This window comes from Corynebacterium marinum DSM 44953 (assembly GCF_000835165.1).
Lineage (GTDB): Bacteria > Actinomycetota > Actinomycetes > Mycobacteriales > Mycobacteriaceae > Corynebacterium > Corynebacterium marinum.
The window spans coordinates 52,040-77,523 of sequence record NZ_CP007792.1 but is presented as its reverse complement, the minus strand read 5'-3'; the positions used below and the strand labels follow the sequence as shown (position 1 = coordinate 77,523).

Below are 25,484 nucleotides of genomic sequence, written 5' to 3'. Positions count from 1 at the left end.
CCCACCGTCAGGCTGCGGAGCATAATCCCACCGTCTCCAGAGACACCGTGTCCTCCGCGAGCCTGGCTCTTCTCATCAACGCATCTCGGATGAAGTGTCCGTGATGGAAGAGGTGCCCCACGATGTTTGGGGGCAAGGCGTCGCGCAGCGGCGCCGCGCCAGCCTCGATCCAGACCGCTATTTTCACCTTCATCAGCGATAAAAGATGACCTTTTACCCTGGGACATATTGTTTTACTGGATACTGTTATAGAAGACGGGGTGAATAAAAAATAACCGCAGCTCAAAGCCTGTGGATAACGGAAAATCGTGGGGTAAATCTGCGCAGAGCGTGGGGTAAATCTGCGCAGAGCGTGGGGTAAATCTGCGCAGAGCGTGGGGTAAATCTGCGCACGCGCATTTCAGCGTGGGGTAAATCTGCGCACGCTCACCAGGGGAAATGCTATTTGGGCCGGCTTACACTGCGAAGCGTGGGGTGAATCTGCGCACGCTCACCTCACGAAAAAACCCGCGCTGGGCGCGGGTATCCGTTGCTTACCGATGTAGTTCTCGCCGGGATGGCTTGGGCCTTACTGGGGGATCTCCTCGGTGAAGTAGCAGCCCCTCATCCGTCACCTCCGCACCAACTTCGGGCCAGAGTTCCTCGATAGAGGCGATGCACTTCCGGACTTCTTTACGGAAGTCGGATCGTTCGTAGCGGGTCGTAAGCTCCTTGGGGGAAAAATGCAGAGCAAGCGTGTCCCACGTGAAAGTAAAATCGCGATGCGAGGATTTAGACAGCCAGTACTTCTTGAGCGCCAGCCAAACATATATGTCGATCGCTCGAGGTTTTCCCAGCTGCTTGAGCACTTCCAGATCGATGGGGATAGGAGCTTCAATCGTCTGCTGGTAAAACTCCCGGGTTAACTCGATGTAAGACTCAGTGACTGTAGTCTGGTCGGGGTTTTCCGCGTCGTACCAGAGGTCGTACTCATCGGTGATGTCAATAGATTTTCCGCGGCCCCGATCCCGTTCTTGCGTCCGGAAAATCTTTTCAACCTTGATTGAGGAGCTCGTAATTCGGCGCAGCTGCTCCCGTATCAACGTCACAGTCCCCCGTTGGCCCCCCGTGCCGCGGCTCATGAGGCCGATCTGCTCAAGAAAAGCATTCATCGAGCGTCCGAGAGGGATCCGCCGTGCCTCATCTTCAGGGAGGTCTTGCCGGTGAACAGCCTGAGTGATGATGTAGGCCATGATTAAGCGAGGGTACTTCCCGTACGGAAGCCCATCTGGCGAGGTGACGGTAATACGGTTCGGGCCATTTTGGACCTGACGGATGAGATCGTCTGTCCTTCGGTAAGGAAATAACGCCTGAACGAATATACGGCTGGTGTAACCGATGTCTTGCTGATCTACCGCTTCGGCGTCTAATAGGGCAGGGGCGTCAGCGTATTTTCCCTCCCCGACCCTCGCCGGAGTATAGTTTTCCATAAATCCTCACACTTTCTTTGAACTCTGTGGGGTCGTGGCCGGGGCTGGTGGTGCAGCGCCCGGCTTTCATTTATTTGACGGTAGCAGTCCCCATTCCTGCTGAGGGGGACGAACCGGCACGTTTTAATAAATGTATTGATGTATTTACATCTGATGTAAATACATCATGATTTATCAGTCTTTCCGGTAGGTGTTCCGCAGCCTTTGAGGGGCCTCTTTCTTCGGCGTTCTTCGGCCATGCCCAAGGGGTCGGGGTGGAGGTCCCTGTTGGCGCGAAGGTTGAACATTATGGTCACCCCCTCCCCATCCTGAAAAGTTTCCTGGATTCCACTCCGTCCTTGAGGGAATGGGAACTTTCCCAATGTATTGATGTATTTACATCTGATGTAAATACATCATGATTTATTCTCGTCGAGGTAGGTACGGAGCAGGTCCTCGAGGATTTCCTTCATGGGACGCCCTTCGGTCACGGCCCGGAGCTTGAGCCGCCGGTGAAGGTCGCTGTTCATGCGGAGCGTGAACATGGTCGTAGGCTCCTCGCCATCATGGAAAGCTTCCTGCATGCTCCGCCGAGCGGCGGTTTAATGAAAGTCATCCTGGTGTATTGATGTATTTACATCTGATGTAAATACATCATGATTTATTCTCGTCGAGGTAGGTACGGAGCAGGTCCTCGAGGATTTCCTTCATGGGACGCCCTTCGGTCACGGCCCGGAGCTTGAGCCGCCGGTGAAGGTCGCTGTTCATGCGGAGCGTGAACATGGTCGTAGGCTCCTCGCCATCATGGAAAGCTTCCTGCATGCTCCGCCGAGCGGCGGGCTTGGTGGCTGCGGGCGGCTGAAACTTCGACTTCTTATCACTCATTGGAAGGCCTCCAGGATCTCCTGGGCAACCTTTTCGTAACCTTCGCTCTTGGTGGGCACGGTGCCGAACGTGTCGCGGATAGTTTCCCGCAGGGGAATTCGCGCGTCGAATACTGGGACCTCTTGCCCCTTCAGGACTTCGGCGACAGCCTCGAGGTTGCGAGTGCCCAGGCGGGCGGAGGTGATAAGAACTCCAAACGGAAGACCGTTCAGCGATGGGAGGGTTTCCCAGACTCGGGCAACTTCAATGCTCGAGGCCTGAGTAGGAACGATAATGAAGTCGGAGGCCTCAATGGCTGCGTCGATGGAACGAGCATCTCCAGGCGGAGTGTCGAGAATGACGATGGCATCTTGGCCTACGGCAGAAATTGTGCGGGGCAAGCGTTTGAGGTTTGAGACCTCGACGGGGAAGGGGAGGGGGGTGCCGGCAGCTTCGGCGCGATCGGCCCAATCGGAGGCGGAACCTTGAAGGTCGAGGTCGATCACTGCGACCTTATGTCCTTTGTCGGTGAATGACTTGGCGAGGTAGATGGCGGTGGTAGTTTTTCCTACCCCGCCTTTGCCGTTGACGATTCCGATTATCATCGGACGACCTTTCTGTAGTGGGGTACAGTTTGATGTACATACATCAAGATTCAATATATCATGATGTATGTACATCACAAGGGGTAAAGATCGTTGCTCAGGTTTATATACCCAGGTCGGGCACGAATCCGCCCTGCCCTTCTCTCATTCCCTCCGATCCTGCTGACATGTCTCCTCGTCGCTGCGGGCGTGGTTACAGTTCGAGACCACCTTGGGTGTGATCGACGACCTGCTGCTGGTGCTGGGTGGGTGCCGCGTAGGTCTCCTGCGCGGCATGATCATTTCTCATCCGGTTCTGGCGGGCGCGCTCGCGGTCGGCCACTGTCTCACCCTGGGCCTCGTGCAGTGCTTCTGGGGCGTTCTCGTCGAGGACGCAGTCCGCGACGCTGAGGTGAGTGCTGGCGTGGGCGTCGGTGAAATCTGCCCCGGTGAGATCGACGTACTGGAAGCGTCCGGCGATCTGTGCGCCCGTGAAGCGGGCATCGGTCAGCGAGCATGTGGTGAACCGGGTGCGGACCAGCTGCGCATCGGTGAAGTTTGCACCGCTGAGGTCACAGTCGAGCAGGGGGATAACTCGGAAGGGGCCATCGCCGACGCCGAAGCGGGCGGAGGTGAAGCTCGTGTTCTGCATCTGGCAGGAGGTGAAGGAGACCTGGTGGAAGTCGGTGTCGTCGAAGGCGGCACCGCGCAAGTCACAGTCGATGAACTTCACGCCCGTCAGTTGCATCCCGCGCAGATCCGTGTTGCTCAAGTCCTGGCCGTGGATCTCCCCGCGCTCAGGCAGGGGAGCATTCAGCGGCCGTAGGGTCCGGGCAGTGTCGCGCGCCAGCTCGTCACGGGTGGTGGTGGCCCAGTCGTAGAGTTCGACGTCCTGGCCAATATGGCGCGGGGGCAGGGCGGCCAGCTTAGGGGCAGAAGCGGGGAGGTGTGACTCGAGGCGGTGGGCGATGACGGCTGCGACATCGCGGGAACCTTCCAGGTTGGCGGTGGCTTCACCGATGAGGTCGCGGTAGTCGATGCGGTGACGAGCCAGACGCACAGCCGTGGTCGCAATCCGCTCGACGGCCTGGTCTTCATCCACCGGTGCGGTGAGTGTGACCGGCAGGGCGTCGAGCAGGTCGCGGACCTCGGGTTCGAGCTGGGTGCGACGCCACGAGGTGGTGAGCACATCGGTGGCGGTAGCTAGCAGCTCACGCTTGCGCTCGGGGCTGGTGGCGTGGGCCAGTTCTGCACGATGTAGGTCATGCGCACTGCGGTGACCGTCATCGGTGGCCACGATGCGGGCGAGGATGTCGTGGTGGTCTAGGGCGTGGTGTTCGCCGGACATATGCCAGTGCGCGTCCTCGGAATCCAGATCGATCCGGGTGTCTTCGGCAACATAGATATGGTTCTGCTTTTTGCCGCGCGTGAGTGCGACGTACAGGCCGCGTCGGTCGGTTTCCGGGCCGACGATGGCGCGGGTGATATCGACGGTGACTCCCTGGGCGCGGTGCACGGTTGCGGCGTAGCCGAGCTGGACATGCTCTGCGACGTACTGAGCCGGCAGGATCAGCGGCCGGCGGCGTTCTTGTGAGGTCACCTCGAGGGAGCCGTCCTGGCGGATGTGGGTGATGGTGAAGCGGTGGCCGTTGAGTACGCGCTGCCCACCAATGGTCTGGTTCCTGCGGGTGAGGATGACATCACCTCGTGCTGCCTGGTGTCCGGTGCCCAGGGTGATCTGGGGGCCGTCGGTGTCGATGAGGCCGCGCTGACAGCGGGCATCGCGGATGATCTGGTTGGCGGCGTCGACATCGGCTCGGGTGGAGGCGATGAGGATGCCGGTATGCCCTTCGGCTTCATCAGCCAGGTGGGCGTGGGCGGCGGCGGTGACCATATCGCTACGTGCGCCGTGGTGGACCCAGCCACGGGAGTGGTAGAGCTTAAGGCCGGTTGCGTCACCGTGGCGTATGGCCAGGCCGGCTGTGGCTTGGGCGGTGTCTGCGCCCATGCGCATGACCTGGTCGAGTTCGACCGACTGGTCACGTTTGACCAGGGTGCGGAAGAGTCCGCCGGTTTCTACGGCGTCGAGCTGGTGGGGGTCACCGACCATGCGGACTACGGCACCGGAGGCCTGGGCGATCTCCACCAGTGCTGCGAGGTCGGCGGTGGTGGCCATGCCGGCTTCATCGAGCAGGAGCATGTCACCGGGTTTGAGGGTGATGCCGAGGTGGTCGAGGCTGCGTGGGTGGTCGCCGACCATGCCGCGCCAGCGGTAGGTGAGCGAGGCCAGGGTGTGGGCGGGGGTGTTGATGTCGTGCCCGAGTTGCTGGGCGGCGGTCGCCGAGGGGGCCAGGGCGATGACCTGGTGGCCCTGGTCCTGCCAGATGCGGGCGACGACGGCCATGGATGCGGTTTTGCCGGTACCGGCCGGGCCCACACCGGCGGTGAGCTGGGCGCCGGATTCCGTCAGGTGGGAGACCAGAAGTTTCTGGCCTTCGTTGAGCTCGAACCCGGACGTGGTGGCATGCTCCGACAGTGCCTGGGTGACGCTGGTGCGGGTGGCGATGTGTGCGGTCGGTTCCCCGACCGCGTCGAGCACAATCGACTCTTCCGCCAGGGTGGCTGTGGCGGTGAGCATCTCGGCGTCGTGGTCCTGGTCGATGGCGCGGCCATCGGCATGCAGCAACGCGGCCGGGAGTATCTGATCAGCCGGTGGGGTGAGCGCGACGATGAGGTGTTCGCGGGCGAAGCGGACGGTATCGTGACGTACCTGTTCGGCGGTGTCCTCGTCGGGGAAGCGCCATTGGTTCATGCGCATGGTCACTGAGGTGGTCAGGTGGCGCTGGTAGAACTCCGCGCGTCTGGTGCGGGTGTCTTCGGTGGCCTGATGCGCCAGATGAGCGACCGCCTCCTCATAGGCTGTGGTGCCTGCAGGAGGGAACATCTCACGCGCCGATGCCTGCTTGGCAAGACGGGCCGCGGACAGGTGCTGGCCGCCTGCCATGGTGGCCCACTGGGCGCGGTGATCTTCCAGCGACTGGGCGGGCTTTTTCGCATCCCGGGTATCGAGAATGGCCTGCTGCCACAGGCCGTAGCGCACCCGATCCGACGGCGCATGCCCGTGGGTTGCGGCATACTCTGCGGCGTAGCGCTCGTAGACCGGCCGGGCCATGGTGCGACGCGAGGAGAAGTGTTCGATGAGACCGTCATCGATGCCGGCGACCTCCCACACCGGCGCCTTCTCATCGACGGTCACGCGGGGTCGAAACTCCAGCCCGAGGCGCTGCGTGAGGCGTTGGTTGAGCAGCTGCTGGTAGCGCTGACCCACGAGGGCTGAGTTCTTCAACAAGTGCGAGGCGTCGATGCTGCGCCACTTATCCGCCTCCGCCTTCGTCATCCCGGGTGTGGTCGGGTCGGCCTGGACTTTGTTGGAGATCAAACAGTGGGTGTGCAGGTCCGGGTCGCCTGCTCGGGTGTCGAAGTGGACGAAGGTGGCTGCGATCATGCCGCGTGCACGGATCTGTCGTTCGCCACGATGACCGGTGCGGGTGAACAACACGTGGTCTTCGATCCAGGACAGGCAATCGGTGACCGTCTCCTGGTGGATCTCCTCGATTGCCTGGCGGGTGGCATCGTCGCCCAGGGCCCAGAGGACGGAGACGGATTTCTGCGGCGAAAACGTCAGATCCACCCCCGAGGTGGCCTGCTTGACGTTGTTCTTCTCATCATTCAGCCAGGCCAGCACTTCCCGCGGGGAACTGGTGGTCAGTCCCTGTGCGGTTTCGTAGTGGGGGCGGGCGATCTCCAGGCCGATGATGTTGCGTTCCTCGGTGCTGGGACGACGTCCCCGAGCGGTGAGAAACTCCGCCTCGGCCGCCTTGACCGCCTCGAGCACCGGTACGCCCTTGGTGTAGATGGGGAAGCGCCGACCGAGCTGGACATCCTTGAGGGATGCGCCCTCGTGGAGCATCTTGTGGTCGGCGTCCGGGTGCAGGCCTTCACCATAAAGTGCGGCCATCTGCGCCTCACCGACAGCCACACCAGAACCGATGGTGGTAGCACCCAGGCCGCCGATCCCTTTGCCGAACCAGCGCCCGGGCGGGGTGCCGGTGGCCTGGTAGTAATCAGACAGCGAGGTGCCGGCACTTCCGGTGTCGTCGTGGGCGGCCACAGAGTCAAGGAGATAGGCGTATCCATCTCCCGCGTTGACCACCCGAACTGACATCATGGCTTCGAGCTTACGGTGATTGGTGGGGCGCTGAAAGGCGAGGGGAAAGGCGGCGCTGTGAGCTGGGAAAACCGACAGTCAGATTATCTGCAATAGGTGTGTAGCGGTTTATTTAGCTAGAGCGTAGCGAGAGGCCAAGGGCTATGACGGGGACCGGTGAGGACATGAGTGGGCGAGCAGAGGGGCGGCGGGTGTCGGGCGGGTGCGCTAGGGTCGAACCCAGGAACAGGAAACGACGCGTGCGAGATGCAAGGGGAGTGGTTGATCATGGCTGTAGCTCGTAAAGGAACACTCAATGCCCGCCAGCGGGCACGCCTGGCCGTGCAAGCGGACCAGGACAAGATCAAGCGTCAGGTCGATCTGTTCACCGAAGCACTCACCGCGGTGGATGCCCGGGACCAGGCAGAGATCCGCCTGGGACAGGCGCTCAACGAGCTGCGCGGGATGGGGCTGTCTCGCGCCGATATTGCGGACCGATCAGGGCTGACCCCGCGGGAGATATCCGCGGCGATGCGGGCCGCCACCGACGCTGAGACCCTCGATGAGGAGGCGGTAGTTGAGGTCGGAGAAGGCGACGTGGAGGTGACCTCAGATGGCGGGGCAGACGGGTCCCACGACGGGCACGTCTCTGCCCATGGGGGAGACGACCTGGACATCACCGGCGATGCAGACAGTGACCCCGAGGCCGCGCATGCTGGCGACCGCGCCCACGCGCAGTAGCGCATCGACGGAGTAGTGATCTGTGCTTGACGACGGGCTGTTTCCCGCACCCCCAGCCATACCCAGACGGTCCGGTTCTGGCTCGCGGGTACCGGTCATCCCCGACCCCGATCTGCCACTGAGCAAGCGTGCCCAGCAGCGCTTCTGGAAACACGTTGTCCGCGGGGATGACGACCGGTGTTGGATCTGGGTCGGGGCGATCTCCTCGCCTGATGGCTACGGCCGATTCACCTGGCAACAGGACCGCCGGAGACGTACTGTCTCCGCCCACCGCGTAGCCCTGATGATCGCCCACGGCGGGGAACTTCCCGTCGGCCTGGTCGGGGAGCATTACTGCTGCGAACCCTTGTGCGTCCGCGTCGGCGAGGGGCATCTTCGGTTAACCACCCAGGCCATCAATCTCGCCCGGGCCGTGGCGCTGGGCCGGCACTCCTCCAACCACGAAGTCGTCGCCAGCTTTGATCGCGCAGCCCGGTCCTTCCGCGTCCGGGACGCCGTGCTCGATGGGTGGAATGAGCAGGCTCTCCGGGCCGCCCAAGGAGGCCTTCCAGCCGCCGAGGATCAACCTGGGTTATGGTGACCAAGGGAAGAAACAGCAGCGCCTCAAACCGTCATGGATGGGGTGCTGTTGTTTGTGTTGGGTTCCGGTCAGAGACCCTAGTGGGTGCGGTACCTGGAAGCACCCACTAGGGCGTCCAGGATGATCTCGCACGCCCGAAGGAGCCATGGAGATACTGGGGTGATTTCCTCACCGGATGCAGTGCCCCGCACCCGCATCCGTGTGGAAGCAAGAACGAGCCGGGGCCGGCGCAGGTTTCCCTCCGGACGGGTCAGAAGGCCTGGCCGCTGAGGAAAACCTCCAGGAAAATACGGGCCCCATCATCCTCACGTCGAGCCTGGCGCAGCGCCTCCAGATCAGCGCTAGGTTCCAGCTCATCGAGCAGTTCCAGCTCATCGAGCAGTTCCAGCTCATCGAGCAGTTCCAGGTCCTCGACGGACACCATGGCTGCCACGGTCTTACTGTGGCGGGTCACGGCCGCACGTTCACCGGCAAACCTCACCCGGTTGACGACCTCTCCCAGGTCTCTACGCAGCTCTCCCAGGAGACTGCGGACAGCTTCTTCACCGTGGCGGACACGCCCTACTCCCAGCAGGTGAAACGTTGGCTCGCGCGGCGATACGGACTGCTGTGCCGGGTAACATCGGCGACACGGTGGCATGTTTGTAGAGCCATAGCAGCCCAATGCGGTTCGGTATTACCGCCGGGAAACTGATCCGATCTCAGACTGCCCCGTAGATACGAGGAAGCCATGCCCCGGATGTCGACCGCAGAAGCGTTGTTCTGCCGCAGTGCACTGTGGCATTTTCTGGCCCCGAGGATGATTCCCTGGGCGACTCAGGACTGCTCCCTCGCTGGACGCGTTCTGGAGATCGGCGGTGGCAGCGGAGCGATGGCTGAAGCAATCATCCACTCCCACGGGCAGGTGAACCTCACAACGACCGACGTCGATCCGGCCATGGTCCAGGCCGCGCAGCGATCCCTCGCAGGACTGCCCATTGAGGCACGTCAGGCTGATGCCACTGCCCTGCCCTTTGCAGACGAGTCCTTCGACATGGTGGTGAGCTTTCTCATGCTCCATCACGTGGTCGAGTGGGAGCAGGCGGTGGCTGAGGTGGCTCGGGTCCTGCGCCCAGGCGGGTTGTTCGTGGGATATGACCTGCTCTCCTCGCGCGTCGCGGGCTGGCTTCACCGGGTCGATGGCTCCCCGCACCGCCTCATCGAGGCCGATGCCTTCGAATCCGCCCTGGAACAAGCTGGTCTGGACCCACTCCGCCTTCGCTCCACTGGCGGGGGTCTGGTCCTGCGGTTCGTAGTACACAAGTCGAGTATCACCGACCACAACCCGAGTAACTCTGGGCACGGTACGTAGCTGCTTCGCGAAGATAAGCTCTAACCAATGAGACCAGGTCATCCCCGGTGACGATGACCGGTGCGGGATTTGGTGTGGGGCTCATTTCGCATCCTGATGGCTATGGCCGGTTCACCCGGCAGACAAGCGGGCCACGATGTACCGTCTCTGCCCACTCAGAGGACATCCGCCACGCCGTCTAGAGCGGCCGTCACCAAGGGAACATCCCCGTCACGGGCAGCCACCACCGGTGGGATGCTCCTGACTCGTCCGCGACGTCGTCCGCCAGGGATGGAACGACCACGCCTACCGACTGGCCCGACAGGTGCTCACCCAGGACGAGGACTAACTCGTCCTAGGGCAGAAACCAAAGAGGTAAGCACCCAGGGACCTCAACCAGATGGTGGAGGAGCCCGGGGTGCTGAGGTTGCGGTTGGTGGGTCTTACTCTGCCGGGGCGATCTCGCTTTCGGTGACCCACTTGTGATTGGTCATGGTCATCCCGTCGACGGTGAGATCAACCATGTAGACCGTCTCATCCGTGGAATAGTCGATGGTGGCCTCCACACCCTTCATTCCCGACATGTGCTCGGCATCCAAGACGACCTCGGACCCCTCCGGCAGGGGGGCCTGGCCCGGATCGACAAGCTCCTCGTGGACCACCCACCGGTGGTCGGTGACCGGGTCCCCGCCGTCGGTGGGGGTGTAGCTGACCGAGTAGGTCGTGGTGTCAAACGCACCGGCGATCGTCGCCTCAGCACCCTCCATGCCCGGCATGTGGTCCGCGGTGAGGACGACCTCGGTGTCCACCGGGTAGGTGGGATTTTCCTCTGCTGCGATCCCTGCCGGGGGTTGCCCACCATCAGCCGGATGGTCATGGCCCTCTGCACCCATCTGATCGTTCATGCCAGTCTCCTCGGAGGACTGTGTGGCCGTCTCCGAGGTGGTGGTGGTCGTGGTCTCGGGGGCATCGGATGCAGTGTCGTCCGTGCAGGCGGCCAGGGCCAGGGAGGAGGTCAGGGCGAGGGCGGCGAGGGCAATGGTGCGCTTCATGATAATGCTTTCTAGGTTTCTTGGTTGGTGCAGGAGCTGAGACTCAGCGAGGGATGGTGCTTCAAGTGCGTCGTGGTTTATCACTCCTCCTGCTCGATAGGTGCCACTGGGTGGAGGCTGTGGGTAGGGCAGCGTCCGGCTCTTGGGAGCCTGTGGCCGACCCACTCGGCGTAGCTACGGCCGAGCATTCGCCACGTTACTTAGGGAGTTTCTAGCGGCTGGTAGCCGCTAGGTGGAGGTTGGGGTTCTTCATGAAATCTTCATGGTCCAGCCCGTGATTCCGGCCAGTCGGGCCTCTAGGGTCGAGGGTGTGGGCCGGTCGGCTCGACCGGCCCGCCTTTCCGGACCGAATTGAGATATGGAGCACGACATGACCCATCACGTACGCGCCATGCTGGAGACCCACCCGAAGGACCTAGGCCAGATCGACAAGGACAAACTGGCCGAATGCATCACCGCCTGCTTCGAGTGCGCCCAGACCTGCACCGCCTGCGCGGATGCCTGCCTGGGTGAGGACATGGTCGCGGAGCTGACCACCTGCATCCGCCTCAACCTCGACTGTGCTGACATCTGTACGGCCACCGGCCGGATGCTCTCCCGGCCCACCGACTGGAATGTCACCCTTATCCGCTCCGTCCTGGAGGCTTGTCGTACTGCCTGCCAGGCCTGTGGAGAAGAATGCGCCCGCCACGCTGAGATGCACGAGCACTGCACGGTCTGCGCCGAGGCCTGCCGCCGGTGCGAGCAGGCCTGTACTGAGCTGCTGGCCACCTTGGACTAACCCCGACCCACGACCACGCTCACTGTTTCCGCCATATCTTTCCTATGCAGGGGTTTTCGACCTCCCGGAACATTGTGAACGAGACGTTGCTCCAGCACTAGTCTTCCGCTCCTGCGGTTTTGGCCACGAAGTGCAGGGCAGTAGCTCAGATCATCGACAATCCGAGGGAAAGCACAGAGGACATGATAAATAACACTGCTAGAACGCACTCTGATGGTGGTGTCCTGACACCGACCGAACTCACCCACCTTCACGCCTGGTGGCGAGCAGCGAACTATCTGTCCGTCGGACAGATCTACCTGATGGACAATCCCCTACTGCGCGAGCCGTTGCAGCCCGAACACATCAAACCTCGATTGTTGGGGCACTGGGGCACCACCCCGGGGTTGAACTTCATCTACGCGCATTTAAACCGCAGCATCATCAAACGCGATCTCAACATGATCTACATCATGGGCCCCGGCCATGGCGGTCCAGGCCCGGTGGCGGCGGGATGGCTGGAAGGGACCTACAGCGAGACCTACCCAGACGTGGGCCAGGACCTGGAGGGGATGAAACAGCTGTTTAAGCAGTTTTCCTTCCCCGGGGGTATTCCCAGCCATGTGGCTCCGGAAACCCCTGGCTCCATTCACGAAGGGGGGGAACTGGGATACGCTCTCTCACACGCCTACGGGGCAGCCTTCGACAACCCCGACCTTATTGTTGCGGCCGTGGTGGGCGACGGGGAGGCGGAAACCGGCCCGCTGGCAGCCAGCTGGCACTCCAATAAGTTCATGAATCCCGCACGCGACGGAGCCGTTTTGCCGATCCTGCACCTCAATGGCTACAAGATCGCTAGTCCCACCGTCCTGGCACGGATTGACCATGACGAGTTGGACGACTTGCTGCGCGGCTACGGGCATACTCCCTACTACGTTGAGGGTCACGATCCGGAACAGATGCACCAGGATTTCGCCCGAGCACTGGACACCTGTCTTGATGACATTCGGGAGATCCAGCACCGTGCCCGCGAAAGCGGAGAGACGGAAAGGCCCCGCTGGCCGATGATTGTGCTGCGTTCCCCCAAAGGATGGACCGGCCCGGCCGAAGTGGACGGGCAGGACGTGGAAGGGTCCTGGCGCTCCCACCAGGTTCCCTTCAGTGCGGCACGGGAAAACGATAGCCACCGGAAGATCCTGGAGGACTGGTTGCGCAGCTACCGCCCGGAGGAGCTCTTCGACGACTCCGGGGAACCGGTCGAAGAGGTCCGCATTCTGCACCCTCCCGGGGACAGACGGATGAGTGCCAACCCCCATGCCAATGGCGGCACTTTATTGCGGGACCTGCGGATACCCGATTTCCGCGACTATGCTGTCCCGGTAGAACAACCCGGGACCGGTCAGGTTGAGGCAACCCGAGTGCTCGGGCAGATGCTTCGGGACATTCTGGCTACAAATCTGCACAATTTTCGTGTCTTCGCCCCGGATGAAAACAACTCCAACCGCCTGACAGCGGTTTTGGAGGCCACGGACCGGGCCTGGAACGTCGGAACAGTCCCCGGGGATGATCATCTGGCCCGTGATGGGCGAGTCATGGAAATCCTGTCCGAGCACACCTGCCAGGGTTGGCTGGAAGGCTACCTGCTCACCGGTCGGCACGGGTTCTTCTCCTGCTATGAGGCCTTCATCCATATTGTGGACTCGATGTTTAACCAGCATGCCAAGTGGCTGGACACGACCAATGGCATCCCGTGGCGCAGGCCGATCGCCTCCTTGAACTATCTGGTGACCTCCCACGTCTGGCGGCAGGACCACAATGGTTTTTCCCATCAGGATCCCGGCTTCATCGACCATGTGCTCAACAAGAAACCCGAGGTCATCCGGGTATACCTACCACCGGACGCGAACACGCTGCTGTCGGTGGCCGACCACTGTCTGCGCAGCCGTCAGTATGTCAATGTCATCGTCGCCGGCAAACAGCCACAGCTGCAATACCTAGACATGGACGACGCCATCGTTCACTGCACCAAGGGCATCGGCATCTGGGACTGGGCCAGCACACACCCGGACACGGAACCGGATGTGGTGCTGGGTTGTGCCGGGGACGTTCCCACCATGGAGACCCTCGCCGCCGTGGACCTTTTGCGCTCCCACTTCCCGGATCTGTCCATCCGGGTGGTCAACGTCGTAGACCTCCTTCGGCTGCAACACGAGTCCGAAGGCCCGCACGGGCTGTCGGACACCGACTTCGACGCGCTGTTCACCACGGACAAGCCAGTGATCTTCGCCTACCACGGTTATCCGTGGTTGATCCACCGGCTCACCTACCGGCGGACCAACCACGGCAACTTCCACGTTCACGGCTTTAGAGAGGAAGGCACCACGACGACACCGTTCGATATGTGCGTACTCAACCGGATCGACCGGTTCCATCTGGCCATGGCTGTGATTGACAGAGTGCCCCGGCTCAAGGACGTGTCGGCCACCGTGCGCGAAAAATTCAAGAACGCCTTGATCGAACACCACCAGTACATCCGCACCCACGGCGAAGACATGCCGGAAATCAGCAACTGGCAATGGTCAGCTGTCCCCGGCCCCGGCCTTCGATGCGAGCAGGAAGCACGAGAGGAACCGGTCTAACATGGCACCGTCACATCCTCGGAAGACATCACCGCCCTTGTCGTCGAATCATCTCGCCACTTTGCCCTATGATGCGGTGCTGTTCGACATGGACGGGGTCGTTACCCGGACTACCAGCGTGCATGCGGCGGCCTGGAAGGAGCTCTTCGACTCCGTCCTGGCCGACTCCAGATCCGGAGTGGGAGCGGATACGCCACCGTTCGACGCCGACCGGGACTACCGGCTTTACGTGGACGGACGCAGCCGCGAAGACGGCATCCGCGCCTTTGTGACCTCCCGCGGCATCCGGCTTCCCACCGGCAGCCCGGGGGACGGACCGGATGCCTGGTCTGTCGCCGGACTGGGGTCCCGTAAAAATGACCTGTTCCTGGCCGCGTTGGCCCGTGATGGTGTCAGTGTTTATCCCGGAGCCGTGGCGCTGCTGGAACGTCTGCGCGGCGGCGGCATCCCCGTGGGCCTCGTCACAGCCAGCCGTAACGCGCAGGCTCTGTTGGAGGCCGCGGGCCTGGAGTCGGCGTTTGATGTGATCGTTGACGGCCTGGTGGCCGCGGATCAGGGTTTGCCCAGCAAGCCGGATCCGGCGATGTTCCTCGAGGCGGCGCGTCGACTCGGTGTGTCCCCGGAGCGTGCCGTGGTCATCGAGGATGCTGTGTCCGGGGTCAAGGCAGGCCGCGGTGGCGGTTTCGGACTGGTGGTGGGGATCGATCATGCCGGGTACCGGGAGCAACTGGAGGCGGCGGGTGCCGACGTCGTCCTGGGTGATGTGGGCCAGTTGGATCTGGGTGCATTGCGCACCGATCCCTGGCTGCTGGTTTACGAGGGATTCGACCCGGCCCACGAGGGGCATCGGGAGGCTCTGACCGCCCTGGGCAATGGTTACATGGCCACGCGCGGTGCGCGTCCGGAGCGCCGCGATGACGGGATCCACTATCCGGGGACCTACCTCTCGGGTGTCTACAACCGAACTACCGGCATCATCCACGGCCGCGAACTGGAAGAAGAGCACCTGGTCAACATCCCCAACTGGCTGCCGGTCGACGTCCGCATCGGCGACGGTCCCTGGTGGTCCACCGGAGAGATGGAGGTCTCCGAGGATCGCAGCGAACTTGACCTGCGCCGCGGTACGCTCACCCGCCGGGCCACCCTCACCGGCCCCGGGAACGCCCAGCTTATCGTGGTGCAGCGGCGGCTAGTCTCGATGGACAATCCCCACCTGGCGGCGCTTCAAACCACTGTGACGGCACAGGGGTTCAGCGGTACGGTCGGCATCCGGGCCGGAATTGATGCGCAGGTCACCAACACCAACGTCCGTGACTACATCGGCAGCGGGCAGGCTCACCTGACGAACGCCGTCGTCACCGACACAGACGAGGACACCGTCCTGTGTGAGGTGGAGACCAACCAGAGCCAGATCCGGATCGCCCTCGCGGTGCGCACAGAGTTCCCTGGCCGGGAAGTAACGGCCAGTGACGTTAACAATGGTGGCGGGAGATACCTACGGAACTGTGATGTTCAGCTGATCGACGGGGAAACAGCCACGATGACCAAAACCGCGGCGATAGTAACCTCCCGGGATGCGGCGATCTCCTCGCCGGGAGAAGCAGCGCTCACCGAGCTCTCCCACAATGCGGGCGACTTCGACACCCTGCTCCACAACCATGAAGCAGCCTGGCGTCGCCTGTGGGATCGTTTCGGGGTCACCTTCGACGGGGACCGCCAGTCCCGGCTGATACTCAACCTGCACGTGTTCCACCTACTGCAGGCAATATCAGAGCACACCGCCGAGCTGGATGCCGGGGTGCCGGCCCGGGGCCTGCACGGGGAAGGATATCGCGGGCACATCTTCTGGGATGAACTGTTCGTCCTGCCCGTTATCGGGCTGCGGCTGCCTCAGGTAAGCCAAGCACTTCTGGAGTACCGGTGGCAGCGGCTGGACGCTGCGCGGGCCGCCGCCTGGGCGCAGGGTCTCAAGGGGGCACTGTTCCCGTGGCAGAGCGGCAGCGACGGGCGGGAGGAGACACCCCAGTGGCTATACAATCCACGATCCGCCCGGTGGATGCCGGACAACTCCAGTCGGCAGCGCCACGTCGGTCTGGCCATCGCCTACAACGCCTGGCAGTATTTTCAGGCCACGGGTGACCGAGACTGGCTGGCCACCCGCGGAGCGGAACTGATCATCGAGATAACCAGGATGTTTGCCTCACTGGTTACCTACGATGACTCCACCGGAAGACATCACCTTACCGGGGTGATGGGGCCAGACGAATACCACGATGGCTATCCGGATCATCCCGGAGAGGGCCTGACCGATAATGCCTACACCAACATTCTTCTCTCCTGGGTTTGTGAACGGGCGACCGACGCTCTCCGGGAACTGGCCGGCCACCAAGAACATGACCTCATCGACCGATTGCAGATCACCCCCGACGAAATCCACCACTGGTCCCAGCTGAGCAGCTCCCTGACCGTCGCGTTCCACGCCGACGGGATCATCAGTCAGTTCGACGGGTATGAGGACTTGCTGGAATTGGACTGGGCGCGATACCGGGCGAAGTACGGCAACATCGGTCGGTTAGACCTCATCCTGGAAGCCGAAAACGACACCACCAATCGGTATAAACTGGCTAAACAGGCCGATGTCCTGATGCCCATCTATCTGTTGGGGCCAGCCGGTGTCATCAACCAACTCGGCAGGCTCGGTTATTCTTTCTCCGATACTGACCTGAAACGCACCGTAGAGTACTACGTTTCCCGCAGCTCAGAAGGATCCACACTCAGCCGAGTGGTCCATTCTTCAGTGCTCTCCCGCTTCAACGAAGACCGGGCCTGGGCCCTTTTCCGCGAAGCCCTTGTCGCGGACCTGGATGACACCCAGGGGGGAACCACACGCGAAGGAATTCATCTGGGTGCAATGGCAGGCACGGTGGATATCCTCACCCGCTCTTTCGCCGGTCTCCAAACCGAAGCCAACGCCCTCACCTTCGCTCCCCGACTGCCTACCCACCTGGGAAAAGTGGAATTCCAGATCCAGTACCGCGGACACCTGATCGATGTTGCCCTGGGCATCGATAGTCTCCTGATCCGACTACACCCCAGTACTGCGCCACCCATCTACGTGGGGAGCGCGGGAGCGTATGTGGAACTCGCCGGTGGGGAGTCAACGGACCTATTCGAGGCACGACGCGGCCTGCAGAACAAATCTACCCCGGACCTAACCAGGTGAGAAAACCCATGATGTCTACCAAGCAGGCCGAAGCCAGGAGCATGACCGGTTCCCTTCGGCGGAGAGCACAGCTGCCGAAGACCCACGCTGGCCGGGCACCACCGGGGAAGAACCGTCATGACGCAGATCCTCGGTATTTACCTAACTGGACTGGAACCGTACCGGGATACGACAACGAGCACAGTTGCCTGGGACCGAGGCACAGTGGGCTCCACGACATGGTCACAACTCGCTAGGCGGAAGGACGTTTCATGGACGTAGGAAAATACGACAAGGTCAGGGCCGGTACCGGCTTCATCGCGGCGTTGGATCAAAGCGGGGGCAGTACCCCGAAAGCGCTGAAACTTTACGGGATCAACGAGGACGCCTACTCCAGTGGGGAGGAGATGTTTGCTCTGGTGCATAAGATGCGCACTCGCATCATTACCAGCCCCAGTTTCGACGGTGACCGGATCCTCGGGGCGATTTTGTTCGAGGACACAATGGACCGCGACATCGGGGGAATGCCTACAGGGGATTATCTGTGGAAAGTCAAAGACATTGTGCCGTTCCTCAAGATTGACAAGGGCCTGGCGGAAGAAACCCACGGGGCTCAGGTCATGAAGCCCCTCCCTGATCTGGACAACCTGCTCGAGCGTGCGGTAAGCAAGCACATGTTCGGCACCAAAATGCGCTCGTTCATCAGGCTTCCCGGGCAGGGGGTGGACGCTGTCGTGGCGCAGCAGTTCGCGATCGCTCAGCAGATCCTCCGGTTCGGTCTGGTACCCATTGTCGAGCCTGAGGTCGACATCCACAGCCCCCGGAAGATCGAGGTAGAAGACCAGCTCCGGGTGACCCTGCGCAAAGAGCTGGACCAGTTGAAGGAGGACCAGGCGGTCATCCTTAAACTGACGCTTCCGGAAACTGATGACTTCTACCGCGAGTTCGTGGAACATCGGCGGGTGATCCGGGTGCTGGCACTATCGGGCGGCTACTCACGCGCGGAAGCTAACGCTCGCCTGGCACGCAACCCAGGGATGATCGCCAGTTTCTCCCGCGCCCTGACCGAAGGGCTCACTCTCACCCAGGATGACGGCGAATTCGACGCTGTCCTGGCGGAAACAATCGGCACCATCGCGGAAGCCTCACGCACCTGAGTACGCCTTCAAAGAAGGCGCGGTGCAGCTGATCACCTGTTCGTACGGCGGTGCCCGACCCAGATCGCTCATACCTGGGTCGGGCACCGCCGTGGGTGTCTGCTGCGTGAATCAGCTGGTGGGCGCAGGGGAGACAAAGTCCGCGCGCACCCCCAGGGCACGGTCGGTGCGCTGGATGGATTCATCACCGTCTTCCACGGTGCTAGCCAGGGCACGGATCGCGTCGATGTTCTCGGGGACGACGATGGCCTGGTTGTCGACCGTGTACGTCAAGAACAACTCATTGCCCTGGACGGTCAGGATGTCCTCCCAGATGGCGACCTCATACATATCGCCCCGTGGCCGGCCTAGATCTCGCATCAACTCGACGGTGCTGTTGACCGCCACGATTCCATCGGAGCGTCGCACGAAAGCGATCCGCGGCATCGCCTTCAACGCCTCGAGAACCTCTTCTGTGTCTGCCGGACGGGTCAGCTCGATGGTCCAGAAATGCAGGTGGTTGTGGGTGTGTGCTCCCTTGGCCGCCATGGTCACCACATCCAGGTCGGGGACCACCGATTGGGCGTCCGGGCCCTGATGGCTGGGGATATTGCCTTCGGGAACGATGGTGTTCATGATCCCTGAGTGATCGGATTCCCACGGATCGGTGGCCCGTCGGACGAGCACTCCGCGTGCTTTGGACAGCAACCCAGCGTTCTTGAGTGCGGTAAGGGTGCGGACAGTGCCGGTGGTGTTGCAGGAAACCACGCGGGTGGTGTCGCGTCCGAGGGTGGAACTGTAGTTGGCGTTGGCCACAAAGGAGTGTCCGGTGAGACTGTGCTTCTCCCCGCCCTGGAACACGGACTTGACTCCATGCGTGCGGTAGAGGTCGAGGTTGCCGGCCCCGATTTTGGCCGGGGTGCAGTCCACCACGACGTCAGCGTCATCAAGTAGATCCGGTAGGTGCCCGGCGACGGGGTAGCCGGCAGCGCTCATCTCTTGGTGGGATTTTTCGGTGGAAGCATAGACCGGGATGCCCAGTGTGATGGCGGTGGCGACCCGATAATCGGTGGTGACGTCGCTGACACCGAGGAGTTCCATGTCCTCCTGGGCTCTCACCGCGTCGGCTACCCGTTTGCCGATGACGCCGTACCCGTTTACTGCAACCTTGATCCTAGTTGGCATATTCTTTGTCCTTCCCGAGAATTCTGGTTTGACCCGATGGTCGTATCGTCGTGTTTCTCATCTGGGGTGGTCAGGCAATGTCCTTGTTTAGAGCTTGTTGAGCATCTGCTCCATCTCGGCGATCTCGGCCTCCTGGTCTTCAATGACCTGCTCAGCCAGAGCGATGGCCTGCGGGTTCTGGCCATCAGTGACCTCATCGCGAGCCATGTCGACCGCGCCCTCATGGTGGGCGGTCATCTGCTCAAGGTAGAGCCGGGCAGCCTCGGTGCCCTGGGCGTCCTCGAGGGCTGTCATGTCCTCCTCGCTCATCATTCCACTCATCCCGCCATGGTCCATCTCACCCATATCACCGGTGACCGGATCTTCTTCCCAGGTCTCGAGCATGGTATTCATCCGGTCGATCTCCGGGCCCTGGGCATCGATAACACCCTGGGCGAACTCGATGACCTCGGCCGGGATATCGTCCTTGGCCAGGAGGATTTCACTCATCTCCACGGCCTGTTGGTGATGCGGGATCATCATCTGCGCGAACATGATGTCCGCGTCATTGTGCTCGGCGGAGACCTCTCCGGCCGCCCCCGTCTCTGTCTCAGGATCCGTGGTGGCCCCGGTCGTTTCGGTGGTGTCGGGGGCGGACGTAGTGGCGATGGTCGTGGTGTCGGTGTTTTCTCCCTCAGTGTTATCTGCGCAGGCGGACAACACCAGGGTGGAGGTCAAGGCGAGAGCGGCGATGGTGATGGTGCGCTTCATGGGGGTTCCCTTTCGGAGGTTGTGTATGGGGGGGGGGAGTCGATGAAGGATTGAAAGTCAGCGGACGGTGGCTGCAGAGCTCACAGCAGCCTTCTCCTCCTTCCGGTCGGTCGGAGCCAGGTGAGCCGGGTCCAGGTCGATCCGGCGTAGCAGCTGAGCGTTGAGGGCGACGATGATCGTGGACAGGGACATCAAGATGGCGGCGGCCGCCGGGGGAAGCAGCACACCGATGGGGGCGAGCACACCGGCGGCCAGCGGAACGGCCACGATGTTGTACCCGGTCGCCCAGACCAGGTTCTGGACCATCTTGCGGTAGCTGGCATGGGAGAGCTCGATCATCGACAGCACGGCCCGGGGATCATCACTGGCCAGGACCACCCCGGCGGACTCCATCGCCACATCTGTACCCGCGCCAATCGCAATACCGACCTCGGCCCGGGCCAGGGCCGGGGCGTCATTGACACCGTCGCCGACCATGGCCACGCTCAGACCGCGCTCCTGCAGCTGGGTGACCTTGGTGTCCTTGTCCTGCGGCAGAACCTCGGCGAAGACCTCATCGATCCCCAGATCCTTGCCCACTGCCTGGGCGACCTGGGTGGCGTCACCGGTGATCATCGCCACCTTCACCCCGCGGGCCTGCAGGGCGCGTACCGCCGCGCGGGATTCGGGGCGGATTTTGTCCTCCACTGCCACCGCACCGATGATCTCACCGTCGCGGACGACATGGAGCACTCCGGCACCTCGCTGTGCCCAGGAACCGGTGATGTCGGTGAGCTCACCCGGGGTGGTCAGATTGAACTCGCGTAGCATGTTCGGCCCGCCCACGAGGATTTCGGCACCGTCGACGGTGGCCCGGATCCCGCGGCCGGAGGCGGCGGTGAAACCGGTTGCGCGCAGCTGACGCTGCGAGGCCTCGGGGTGGGCGGCAGCGGCAGTCACGATCGCGCGGGCCACGGGGTGCTCACTATCGGCCTCAGCGGCGGCGGCCAGGGCCAGCAGCTCACCCTCGGCGATACCCGTGGCCGGAGCCACGCCGGTGACGGCGTGTGCGCCTTCGGTCAGGGTGCCGGTCTTGTCGAAGAGCACGACGTCGATGGTGCGCATGTGCTCGAGTGCCATGCGGTCCTTGATGAGCACCCCGGATTTCGCGGCGCGCTCGGAGGAGATCGCGATGACCAGCGGGATGGCCAGGCCCAGGGCGTGCGGGCAGGCGATGATCAGCACGGTCACGGCGCGGACTACCGCATCGTCGGGGCTGCCGATGATGGTCCAGACCACGGCGGTGATCAGGGCCGTGATCAGGGCGAACCAGAACAGGAAGGCTGCGGCTCGATCGGCCAGGGCCTGGGCCCGGGAGGAGGAGGCCTGGGCGTCGGCGACCATGCGCTGGATGCCTGCCAGGGCGGTGTCCCCACCGGTGGCCTCCACCCGGATACGGACGGTGTTGTCGGTGGCCACGGTGCCGGCCACCACGCGCTCACCGGTATCCCGGTAGACGGGTCGGGATTCGCCGGTGATCATGGCCTCATCGAATTCGGCCGCTCCGTCGATGATGGTCCCGTCGGCCGGGACGCGGGCACCGGCTCGGACCAGCACGACATCGTCGACGGTGAGCTCTGAGATGGCGACGGTGCGGGTGGTCCCGTCTTCCACTTTTTCGGCCTCATCCGGCAGGAGTGCGGCCAGGGCGTCAAGCGCGGAGGAGGCTGCACCAAGAGCGCGCATCTCCAGCCAGTGGCCCAGCAGCATGATGGTCACCAGCAGGGCCAGTTCCCACCAGAAATCCAGGTGGAATCCGCCAATCTCCAGGGTGGTGACCCAGGAGGCGAGGAATGCGACGGTAATGGCCATGGCGATCAGGAGCATCATGCCCGGTTGGCGGGATTTCAGCTCGGTCATTGCGCCCTTGAGGAAGGGGGTGCCGCCGTAGAGGAAGATGATCGTGCCCAGGACCGGAGGAATCCAGTAGGCTCCCGGAATCTCCGGAATACTGTATCCCAGTAGATCGGCGAACATCGGGCTGAAAAACACCACCGGCACCGACAGGATCAGCGACCACCAGAAGTATTTTCTGAACATCGCGGTGCTGTGACCGGCGTGGTCGCCGTGACTGTGGACCTGGTGCTCCTCATCCAGGGCCGAGTGCGGGTGTTCGTGCGGCATCGCCTGGCCGTGGGTGTCGGTATCCGCATGGTGCTCGTGACCGGCATGATCCGGGTGGTGGGTGTGGTCTGTTTCCGGGGCGGGGTGATCACCGTGGTGGTGGGGAGTGCTCATGAGGTTCCTTCCGCTCAACCCGGTCGGGGTCGAGATGATGGGCGAATCGATCAGGACAAGACGGTGTAGCCGGCCTCCTCGATGGCCCGGCGAACCATCTCCGGGGGTACGACACCGGTGACCGTGACGGTGGAAACACCACCAGCAGTGAGGTCAATCTGAACGTCGTCGACCTGGGGCAGGGCCTGAAGGGCCTGGGTCACGCTTTTCGCGCAGTGCCCGCAGGTCATGCCGGTGACCTGGTAGACGGTGGGAACATCGGGGCCTGCGTTGGTTTTCGTGGCGGCAGGGGCGGAGGAGGTTTTCACGGAAGGCGTAGAGGGGGCAGAGGGTGCGCAGCACCCACAGCCGTCGGAGGCCATCGGCAGCAAGGGGGGAGTCGGGGTGGTCATCGGATCGCTCCTTCGGATCGGTGAATCGGGCAAGGTCTCGCCTTTCACTATATACCCCTATGGGGTATATTTCGAGGGGTAGTGAGAATCGTTGTCTCATCGGGACGGTCGGCGCTCATCAGTGCGGTTCTTTCCGGGAGCAGCGGAAGAGCGATGGTGAAGATCGATCCGGCACCAGGTCCGGAAGAGGTAGCGGTGAGTGTCCCGCCGTGAGCTTCCACCAGCGCCCGGGAGATGGTCAGGCCGATACCAGAACCGCCGTGGTCCCGGTCGCGGGCGGTGTCCCCGCGGTAGAACCGCTCGAAGATGTGCCCCAGTTGGTCTGCAGTCATCCCGTCCCCGGTGTCGGTGACCTTGATGAGGACACTGTCGGCCCCTCGGCGGGCGGCACCGATGGTGACCTGACCGCCGGGCGGGGTGTGGCGCAGTGCGTTGGTCAGCAGGTTGCCCATGACCTGGCCGAAGCGTTGAGGGTCGACGACCACCCTGGCCGTGCCTGTGGCAGCCTCGACCTGCAACCCGACGCCCTTATCGACGTAGGATTCCTGAGCTGCTGCTGCGGTGGCGTGGAGGAGCTGGCCGAGGTCTTCCTCGGTCACATCCAGGTCCATCTGATTTTCCTGGGCCCGGGAGACATCGTCGATGTCCTCCACCAGCCGGGTCAGGCGAGTGAGCTGCTCCGCCATGACTGAGTTTGTGGCAAGGTCCCAGTCCACCACGCCGTCTTCCAGACCGTCGAGGTAGACCGACAGCACGGAGACCGGGGTGCGCATCTCATGCGCCAGATCCGAGAGCATCTGCCGTCGCAGGTCCTCGGTATGTTCGAGTCGATCAGCCATGGTGTTGAAGGCCTGGGCCAACGTGGTGACCTCGGGGCCTGCTTCTCCGGCGGGCACGCGGATACGGTAGTTGCCGGCCGTCAGGCTGGTAGCGGCGCGGGTGAGATCCTGCAGGGGGGTGCGCAGGCGACGCGATAACCACAGGCTGGCCAGCAGGGCGCTGATCAAGGCGGTGGGCAGGGCGACGGCCAGGGTGATCAGGTTGGCGTCCCGGTAGGCCTGCTCGGCATGGAACAGCTCCAGCGAGGGGTCCTCCCGGCCGGTCATCAACATATGATCATGGAACAGGGTCGGGCCCACCATCGTGGCCACGGCCGCGGCCACCAGCAGGCTAATCACCACGACCAACACCTGGGCGGCCAGGAAGCGGAAGGTCAGGCCGGGTCCGTGATTCATGGCTGCCCCACCCGGTAGCCCACGCCACGCACGGTGTCGATAAACCCCCGGCCCCGGGTGTCGGTGCCGAGCTTGCGACGCAAGTTGCCGATGTGGACATCGACGATGCGTTCATCACCGACCCAGGTGGTGTCCCAGACCTCGGTGACCAGGTCGTGGCGGGTCAGCACCTGGCCGGGGCGCAGGGCCAGGGCAACCAGCAGCTCGAACTCCGTGCGGGTGAGCTCCACGGTCGTCTCCCCCACCCGCACCTGATGGGCGACGGGGTCAAGGATGAGGTCACCAACGATCAAGGGGGTGGTCACCTGCGGTGGGGTGGTGCTGGTGCGCGGGCGGCGCAGCACCGCATGCACCCGGGTCACCAGTTCCCGGATGCTAAAAGGTTTGGTGATGTAGTCATCCGCCCCCAGGGTCAAACCGCTGATCTTGTCGTCCTCGCTGCCACGCGCGGTGAGCATGAGGATGTAGCAGTCCGAGAAGGTGCGGATCCGTCGGCACACCTCCAGGCCGTCGAGTTCGGGCAGCCCCAGATCCAGCACCACAACATCGGGGGAAAAGCGACGGGCCTCGTCCACGGCCTGGGTGCCGGTGTGCGCCTGGCGGGTGTCGAAGCCGGCCCGGATGAGGTAGGAGGCCACCATCTGAGCCAGGGGTTGTTCATCATCGACGACCAGCACCCGCCCCGGGGGCGTGGCGGTGGTCGGTGTGCGGTCAGCCATAGACCCCAGTATCGCTTCGGCCGGGGGGAATACCACCCTCGCTCAGTGCCCGGCGGGGAAATCTTCATCAAATCTTCAAACATCACCCTTCGACCGCCGTCACCCCTGTGCCCCACCCCGGGCCGGCGGCATCGCCTCCCCTGGTCAGTTCAGCAGGCGCCACCAGGGATTTCACTGCCTGCACCGCATACCCGGGGCGGGTAGAAGGACATCGCCCACGGCTGTGGGGTGGTGTCCCGGTGGTGACCCAGCCCACCGGAGTCACCCCCTTTTCGCCCTGTTATAAGGCTGTGAGCAGGGTTTTTGATTTCTGGGCCGTCAGGCACCCGTGCTAGATAAAGGTATGGCATCGACCTTGAGGCGGTGTCTTCTCACGGTCTTAC

Annotated in this window: 20 protein-coding genes; 7 read left to right on the top strand and 13 right to left on the bottom strand. The window is 62.7% G+C overall.

What is annotated here, in order from left to right; all coding sequences use genetic code 11:
- Positions 1-533 precede the first annotated feature (533 nt).
- The 5 genes from B840_RS12695 to mobF form a co-directional block, all read right to left on the bottom strand.
- Positions 534-1,469, bottom strand: coding sequence for a replication protein RepA (locus B840_RS12695; protein ID WP_052491236.1), 936 nt, complete (start codon positions 1,467-1,469; stop codon positions 534-536).
- Positions 1,470-1,864: 395 nt separating this feature from the next.
- Positions 1,865-2,032 carry a toxin-antitoxin system HicB family antitoxin gene (locus B840_RS13995; RefSeq protein ID WP_156971988.1) on the bottom strand — a complete coding sequence of 56 codons (168 nt, stop codon included), beginning with the start codon at positions 2,030-2,032 and terminating at the stop codon, positions 1,865-1,867.
- Positions 2,033-2,102: 70 nt separating this feature from the next.
- A complete protein-coding gene (locus B840_RS12690) occupies positions 2,103-2,333 on the bottom strand; it encodes a ribbon-helix-helix protein (protein ID WP_042622833.1) in 231 nt (76 codons plus the stop codon).
- A complete protein-coding gene (locus tag B840_RS12685) occupies positions 2,330-2,917 on the bottom strand; it encodes a ParA family protein (RefSeq protein ID WP_042622832.1) in 588 nt (195 codons plus the stop codon). Before B840_RS12685 ends, B840_RS12690 begins: the two co-directional genes overlap by 4 nt.
- Positions 2,918-3,110: 193 nt before the next feature.
- Entirely contained in the window at positions 3,111-7,124 is a 4,014-nt protein-coding gene (mobF, locus tag B840_RS12680) for a MobF family relaxase (RefSeq protein WP_084603129.1), read from the bottom strand.
- 267 nt (positions 7,125-7,391) lie between these two features.
- Between mobF and B840_RS13000 the strand changes: the two genes are divergently transcribed.
- Positions 7,392-7,844 (top strand): hypothetical protein, encoded by a 453-nt coding sequence (locus B840_RS13000; RefSeq protein ID WP_156971987.1) that lies wholly within the window; start codon positions 7,392-7,394, stop codon positions 7,842-7,844.
- A gap of 283 nt (positions 7,845-8,127) precedes the next feature.
- Positions 8,128-8,424, top strand: coding sequence for a hypothetical protein (locus B840_RS13645; RefSeq protein WP_052491233.1), 297 nt, complete (start codon positions 8,128-8,130; stop codon positions 8,422-8,424).
- A gap of 250 nt (positions 8,425-8,674) precedes the next feature.
- Here B840_RS13645 and B840_RS13355 read toward each other — a convergent pair whose 3' ends face one another.
- Positions 8,675-9,064, bottom strand: a complete 390-nt coding sequence (locus B840_RS13355) for a type II toxin-antitoxin system prevent-host-death family antitoxin (RefSeq protein ID WP_084603127.1) — start codon at positions 9,062-9,064, stop codon at positions 8,675-8,677.
- 90 nt (positions 9,065-9,154) lie between these two features.
- Here B840_RS13355 and B840_RS12660 point away from each other — a divergent pair, with 90 nt between their 5' ends.
- Positions 9,155-9,775 (top strand): class I SAM-dependent methyltransferase, encoded by a 621-nt coding sequence (locus B840_RS12660; RefSeq protein ID WP_011867702.1) that lies wholly within the window; start codon positions 9,155-9,157, stop codon positions 9,773-9,775.
- A gap of 422 nt (positions 9,776-10,197) precedes the next feature.
- Here B840_RS12660 and B840_RS12655 read toward each other — a convergent pair whose 3' ends face one another.
- Complete coding sequence (locus tag B840_RS12655; RefSeq protein ID WP_042622830.1) at positions 10,198-10,806, bottom strand: YdhK family protein; 609 nt, start codon at positions 10,804-10,806, stop codon at positions 10,198-10,200.
- Between the two features lie 370 nt (positions 10,807-11,176).
- On the opposite strand from B840_RS12655, the gene B840_RS12650 reads away from it, so the two are divergent.
- The 4 genes from B840_RS12650 (at position 11,177) to B840_RS12635 (ending at position 18,564) form a co-directional block, all read left to right on the top strand.
- The gene (locus tag B840_RS12650) at positions 11,177-11,587 is read left to right on the top strand and encodes a four-helix bundle copper-binding protein (protein WP_042622855.1); all 411 of its coding nucleotides are present in this window, start codon (positions 11,177-11,179) and stop codon (positions 11,585-11,587) included.
- Between the two features lie 182 nt (positions 11,588-11,769).
- Positions 11,770-14,205, top strand: a complete 2,436-nt coding sequence (locus B840_RS12645; RefSeq protein WP_042622829.1) for a phosphoketolase family protein — start codon at positions 11,770-11,772, stop codon at positions 14,203-14,205.
- A gap of 76 nt (positions 14,206-14,281) precedes the next feature.
- Entirely contained in the window at positions 14,282-17,428 is a 3,147-nt protein-coding gene (locus B840_RS12640; protein WP_229676669.1) for a beta-phosphoglucomutase family hydrolase, read from the top strand.
- A 251-nt stretch (positions 17,429-17,679) separates the two neighbouring features.
- Complete coding sequence (locus B840_RS12635) at positions 17,680-18,564, top strand: fructose bisphosphate aldolase (protein ID WP_042622827.1); 885 nt, start codon at positions 17,680-17,682, stop codon at positions 18,562-18,564.
- A gap of 111 nt (positions 18,565-18,675) precedes the next feature.
- On the opposite strand, the gene B840_RS12630 is transcribed toward B840_RS12635, so the two are convergent.
- The 6 genes from B840_RS12630 to B840_RS12605 form a co-directional block, all read right to left on the bottom strand.
- Complete coding sequence (locus B840_RS12630; protein ID WP_042622826.1) at positions 18,676-19,728, bottom strand: type II glyceraldehyde-3-phosphate dehydrogenase; 1,053 nt, start codon at positions 19,726-19,728, stop codon at positions 18,676-18,678.
- Between the two features lie 87 nt (positions 19,729-19,815).
- On the bottom strand, positions 19,816-20,478 hold the full coding sequence (locus B840_RS12625) for a DUF305 domain-containing protein (protein ID WP_042622825.1): 663 nt from the start codon (positions 20,476-20,478) through the stop codon (positions 19,816-19,818).
- Between the two features lie 57 nt (positions 20,479-20,535).
- On the bottom strand, positions 20,536-22,755 hold the full coding sequence (locus tag B840_RS12620; RefSeq protein ID WP_042622824.1) for a copper-translocating P-type ATPase: 2,220 nt from the start codon (positions 22,753-22,755) through the stop codon (positions 20,536-20,538).
- A 50-nt stretch (positions 22,756-22,805) separates the two neighbouring features.
- Positions 22,806-23,147 (bottom strand): heavy-metal-associated domain-containing protein, encoded by a 342-nt coding sequence (locus B840_RS12615; protein ID WP_042622823.1) that lies wholly within the window; start codon positions 23,145-23,147, stop codon positions 22,806-22,808.
- 47 nt (positions 23,148-23,194) lie between these two features.
- Positions 23,195-24,382 carry a sensor histidine kinase gene (locus B840_RS12610; protein ID WP_042622822.1) on the bottom strand — a complete coding sequence of 396 codons (1,188 nt, stop codon included), beginning with the start codon at positions 24,380-24,382 and terminating at the stop codon, positions 23,195-23,197.
- Positions 24,379-25,101, bottom strand: a complete 723-nt coding sequence (locus B840_RS12605) for a response regulator transcription factor (protein WP_003859491.1) — start codon at positions 25,099-25,101, stop codon at positions 24,379-24,381. The genes B840_RS12610 and B840_RS12605 overlap by 4 nt, the downstream gene beginning before the upstream one ends.
- Between the last annotated feature and the right edge of the window lie 383 nt (positions 25,102-25,484).

What these genes read in the sequence shown, in the direction of transcription:
- B840_RS12695 (WP_052491236.1), bottom strand. Translation starts at nt 1,469, where the DNA reads ATGGAAAACTATACTCCGGCGAGGGTCGGGGAGGGAAAATACGCTGAC.
- B840_RS13995 (WP_156971988.1), bottom strand. Translation starts at nt 2,032, where the DNA reads ATGCAGGAAGCTTTCCATGATGGCGAGGAGCCTACGACCATGTTCACG.
- B840_RS12690 (WP_042622833.1), bottom strand. Translation starts at nt 2,333, where the DNA reads ATGAGTGATAAGAAGTCGAAGTTTCAGCCGCCCGCAGCCACCAAGCCC.
- B840_RS12685 (WP_042622832.1), bottom strand. Translation starts at nt 2,917, where the DNA reads ATGATAATCGGAATCGTCAACGGCAAAGGCGGGGTAGGAAAAACTACC.
- mobF (WP_084603129.1), bottom strand. Translation starts at nt 7,124, where the DNA reads ATGATGTCAGTTCGGGTGGTCAACGCGGGAGATGGATACGCCTATCTC.
- B840_RS13000 (WP_156971987.1), top strand. Translation starts at nt 7,392, where the DNA reads ATGGCTGTAGCTCGTAAAGGAACACTCAATGCCCGCCAGCGGGCACGC.
- B840_RS13645 (WP_052491233.1), top strand. Translation starts at nt 8,128, where the DNA reads ATGATCGCCCACGGCGGGGAACTTCCCGTCGGCCTGGTCGGGGAGCAT.
- B840_RS13355 (WP_084603127.1), bottom strand. Translation starts at nt 9,064, where the DNA reads ATGCCACCGTGTCGCCGATGTTACCCGGCACAGCAGTCCGTATCGCCG.
- B840_RS12660 (WP_011867702.1), top strand. Translation starts at nt 9,155, where the DNA reads ATGCCCCGGATGTCGACCGCAGAAGCGTTGTTCTGCCGCAGTGCACTG.
- B840_RS12655 (WP_042622830.1), bottom strand. Translation starts at nt 10,806, where the DNA reads ATGAAGCGCACCATTGCCCTCGCCGCCCTCGCCCTGACCTCCTCCCTG.
- B840_RS12650 (WP_042622855.1), top strand. Translation starts at nt 11,177, where the DNA reads ATGACCCATCACGTACGCGCCATGCTGGAGACCCACCCGAAGGACCTA.
- B840_RS12645 (WP_042622829.1), top strand. Translation starts at nt 11,770, where the DNA reads ATGATAAATAACACTGCTAGAACGCACTCTGATGGTGGTGTCCTGACA.
- B840_RS12635 (WP_042622827.1), top strand. Translation starts at nt 17,680, where the DNA reads ATGGACGTAGGAAAATACGACAAGGTCAGGGCCGGTACCGGCTTCATC.
- B840_RS12630 (WP_042622826.1), bottom strand. Translation starts at nt 19,728, where the DNA reads ATGCCAACTAGGATCAAGGTTGCAGTAAACGGGTACGGCGTCATCGGC.
- B840_RS12625 (WP_042622825.1), bottom strand. Translation starts at nt 20,478, where the DNA reads ATGAAGCGCACCATCACCATCGCCGCTCTCGCCTTGACCTCCACCCTG.
- B840_RS12620 (WP_042622824.1), bottom strand. Translation starts at nt 22,755, where the DNA reads ATGAGCACTCCCCACCACCACGGTGATCACCCCGCCCCGGAAACAGAC.
- B840_RS12615 (WP_042622823.1), bottom strand. Translation starts at nt 23,147, where the DNA reads ATGACCACCCCGACTCCCCCCTTGCTGCCGATGGCCTCCGACGGCTGT.
- B840_RS12610 (WP_042622822.1), bottom strand. Translation starts at nt 24,382, where the DNA reads ATGAATCACGGACCCGGCCTGACCTTCCGCTTCCTGGCCGCCCAGGTG.
- B840_RS12605 (WP_003859491.1), bottom strand. Translation starts at nt 25,101, where the DNA reads ATGGCTGACCGCACACCGACCACCGCCACGCCCCCGGGGCGGGTGCTG.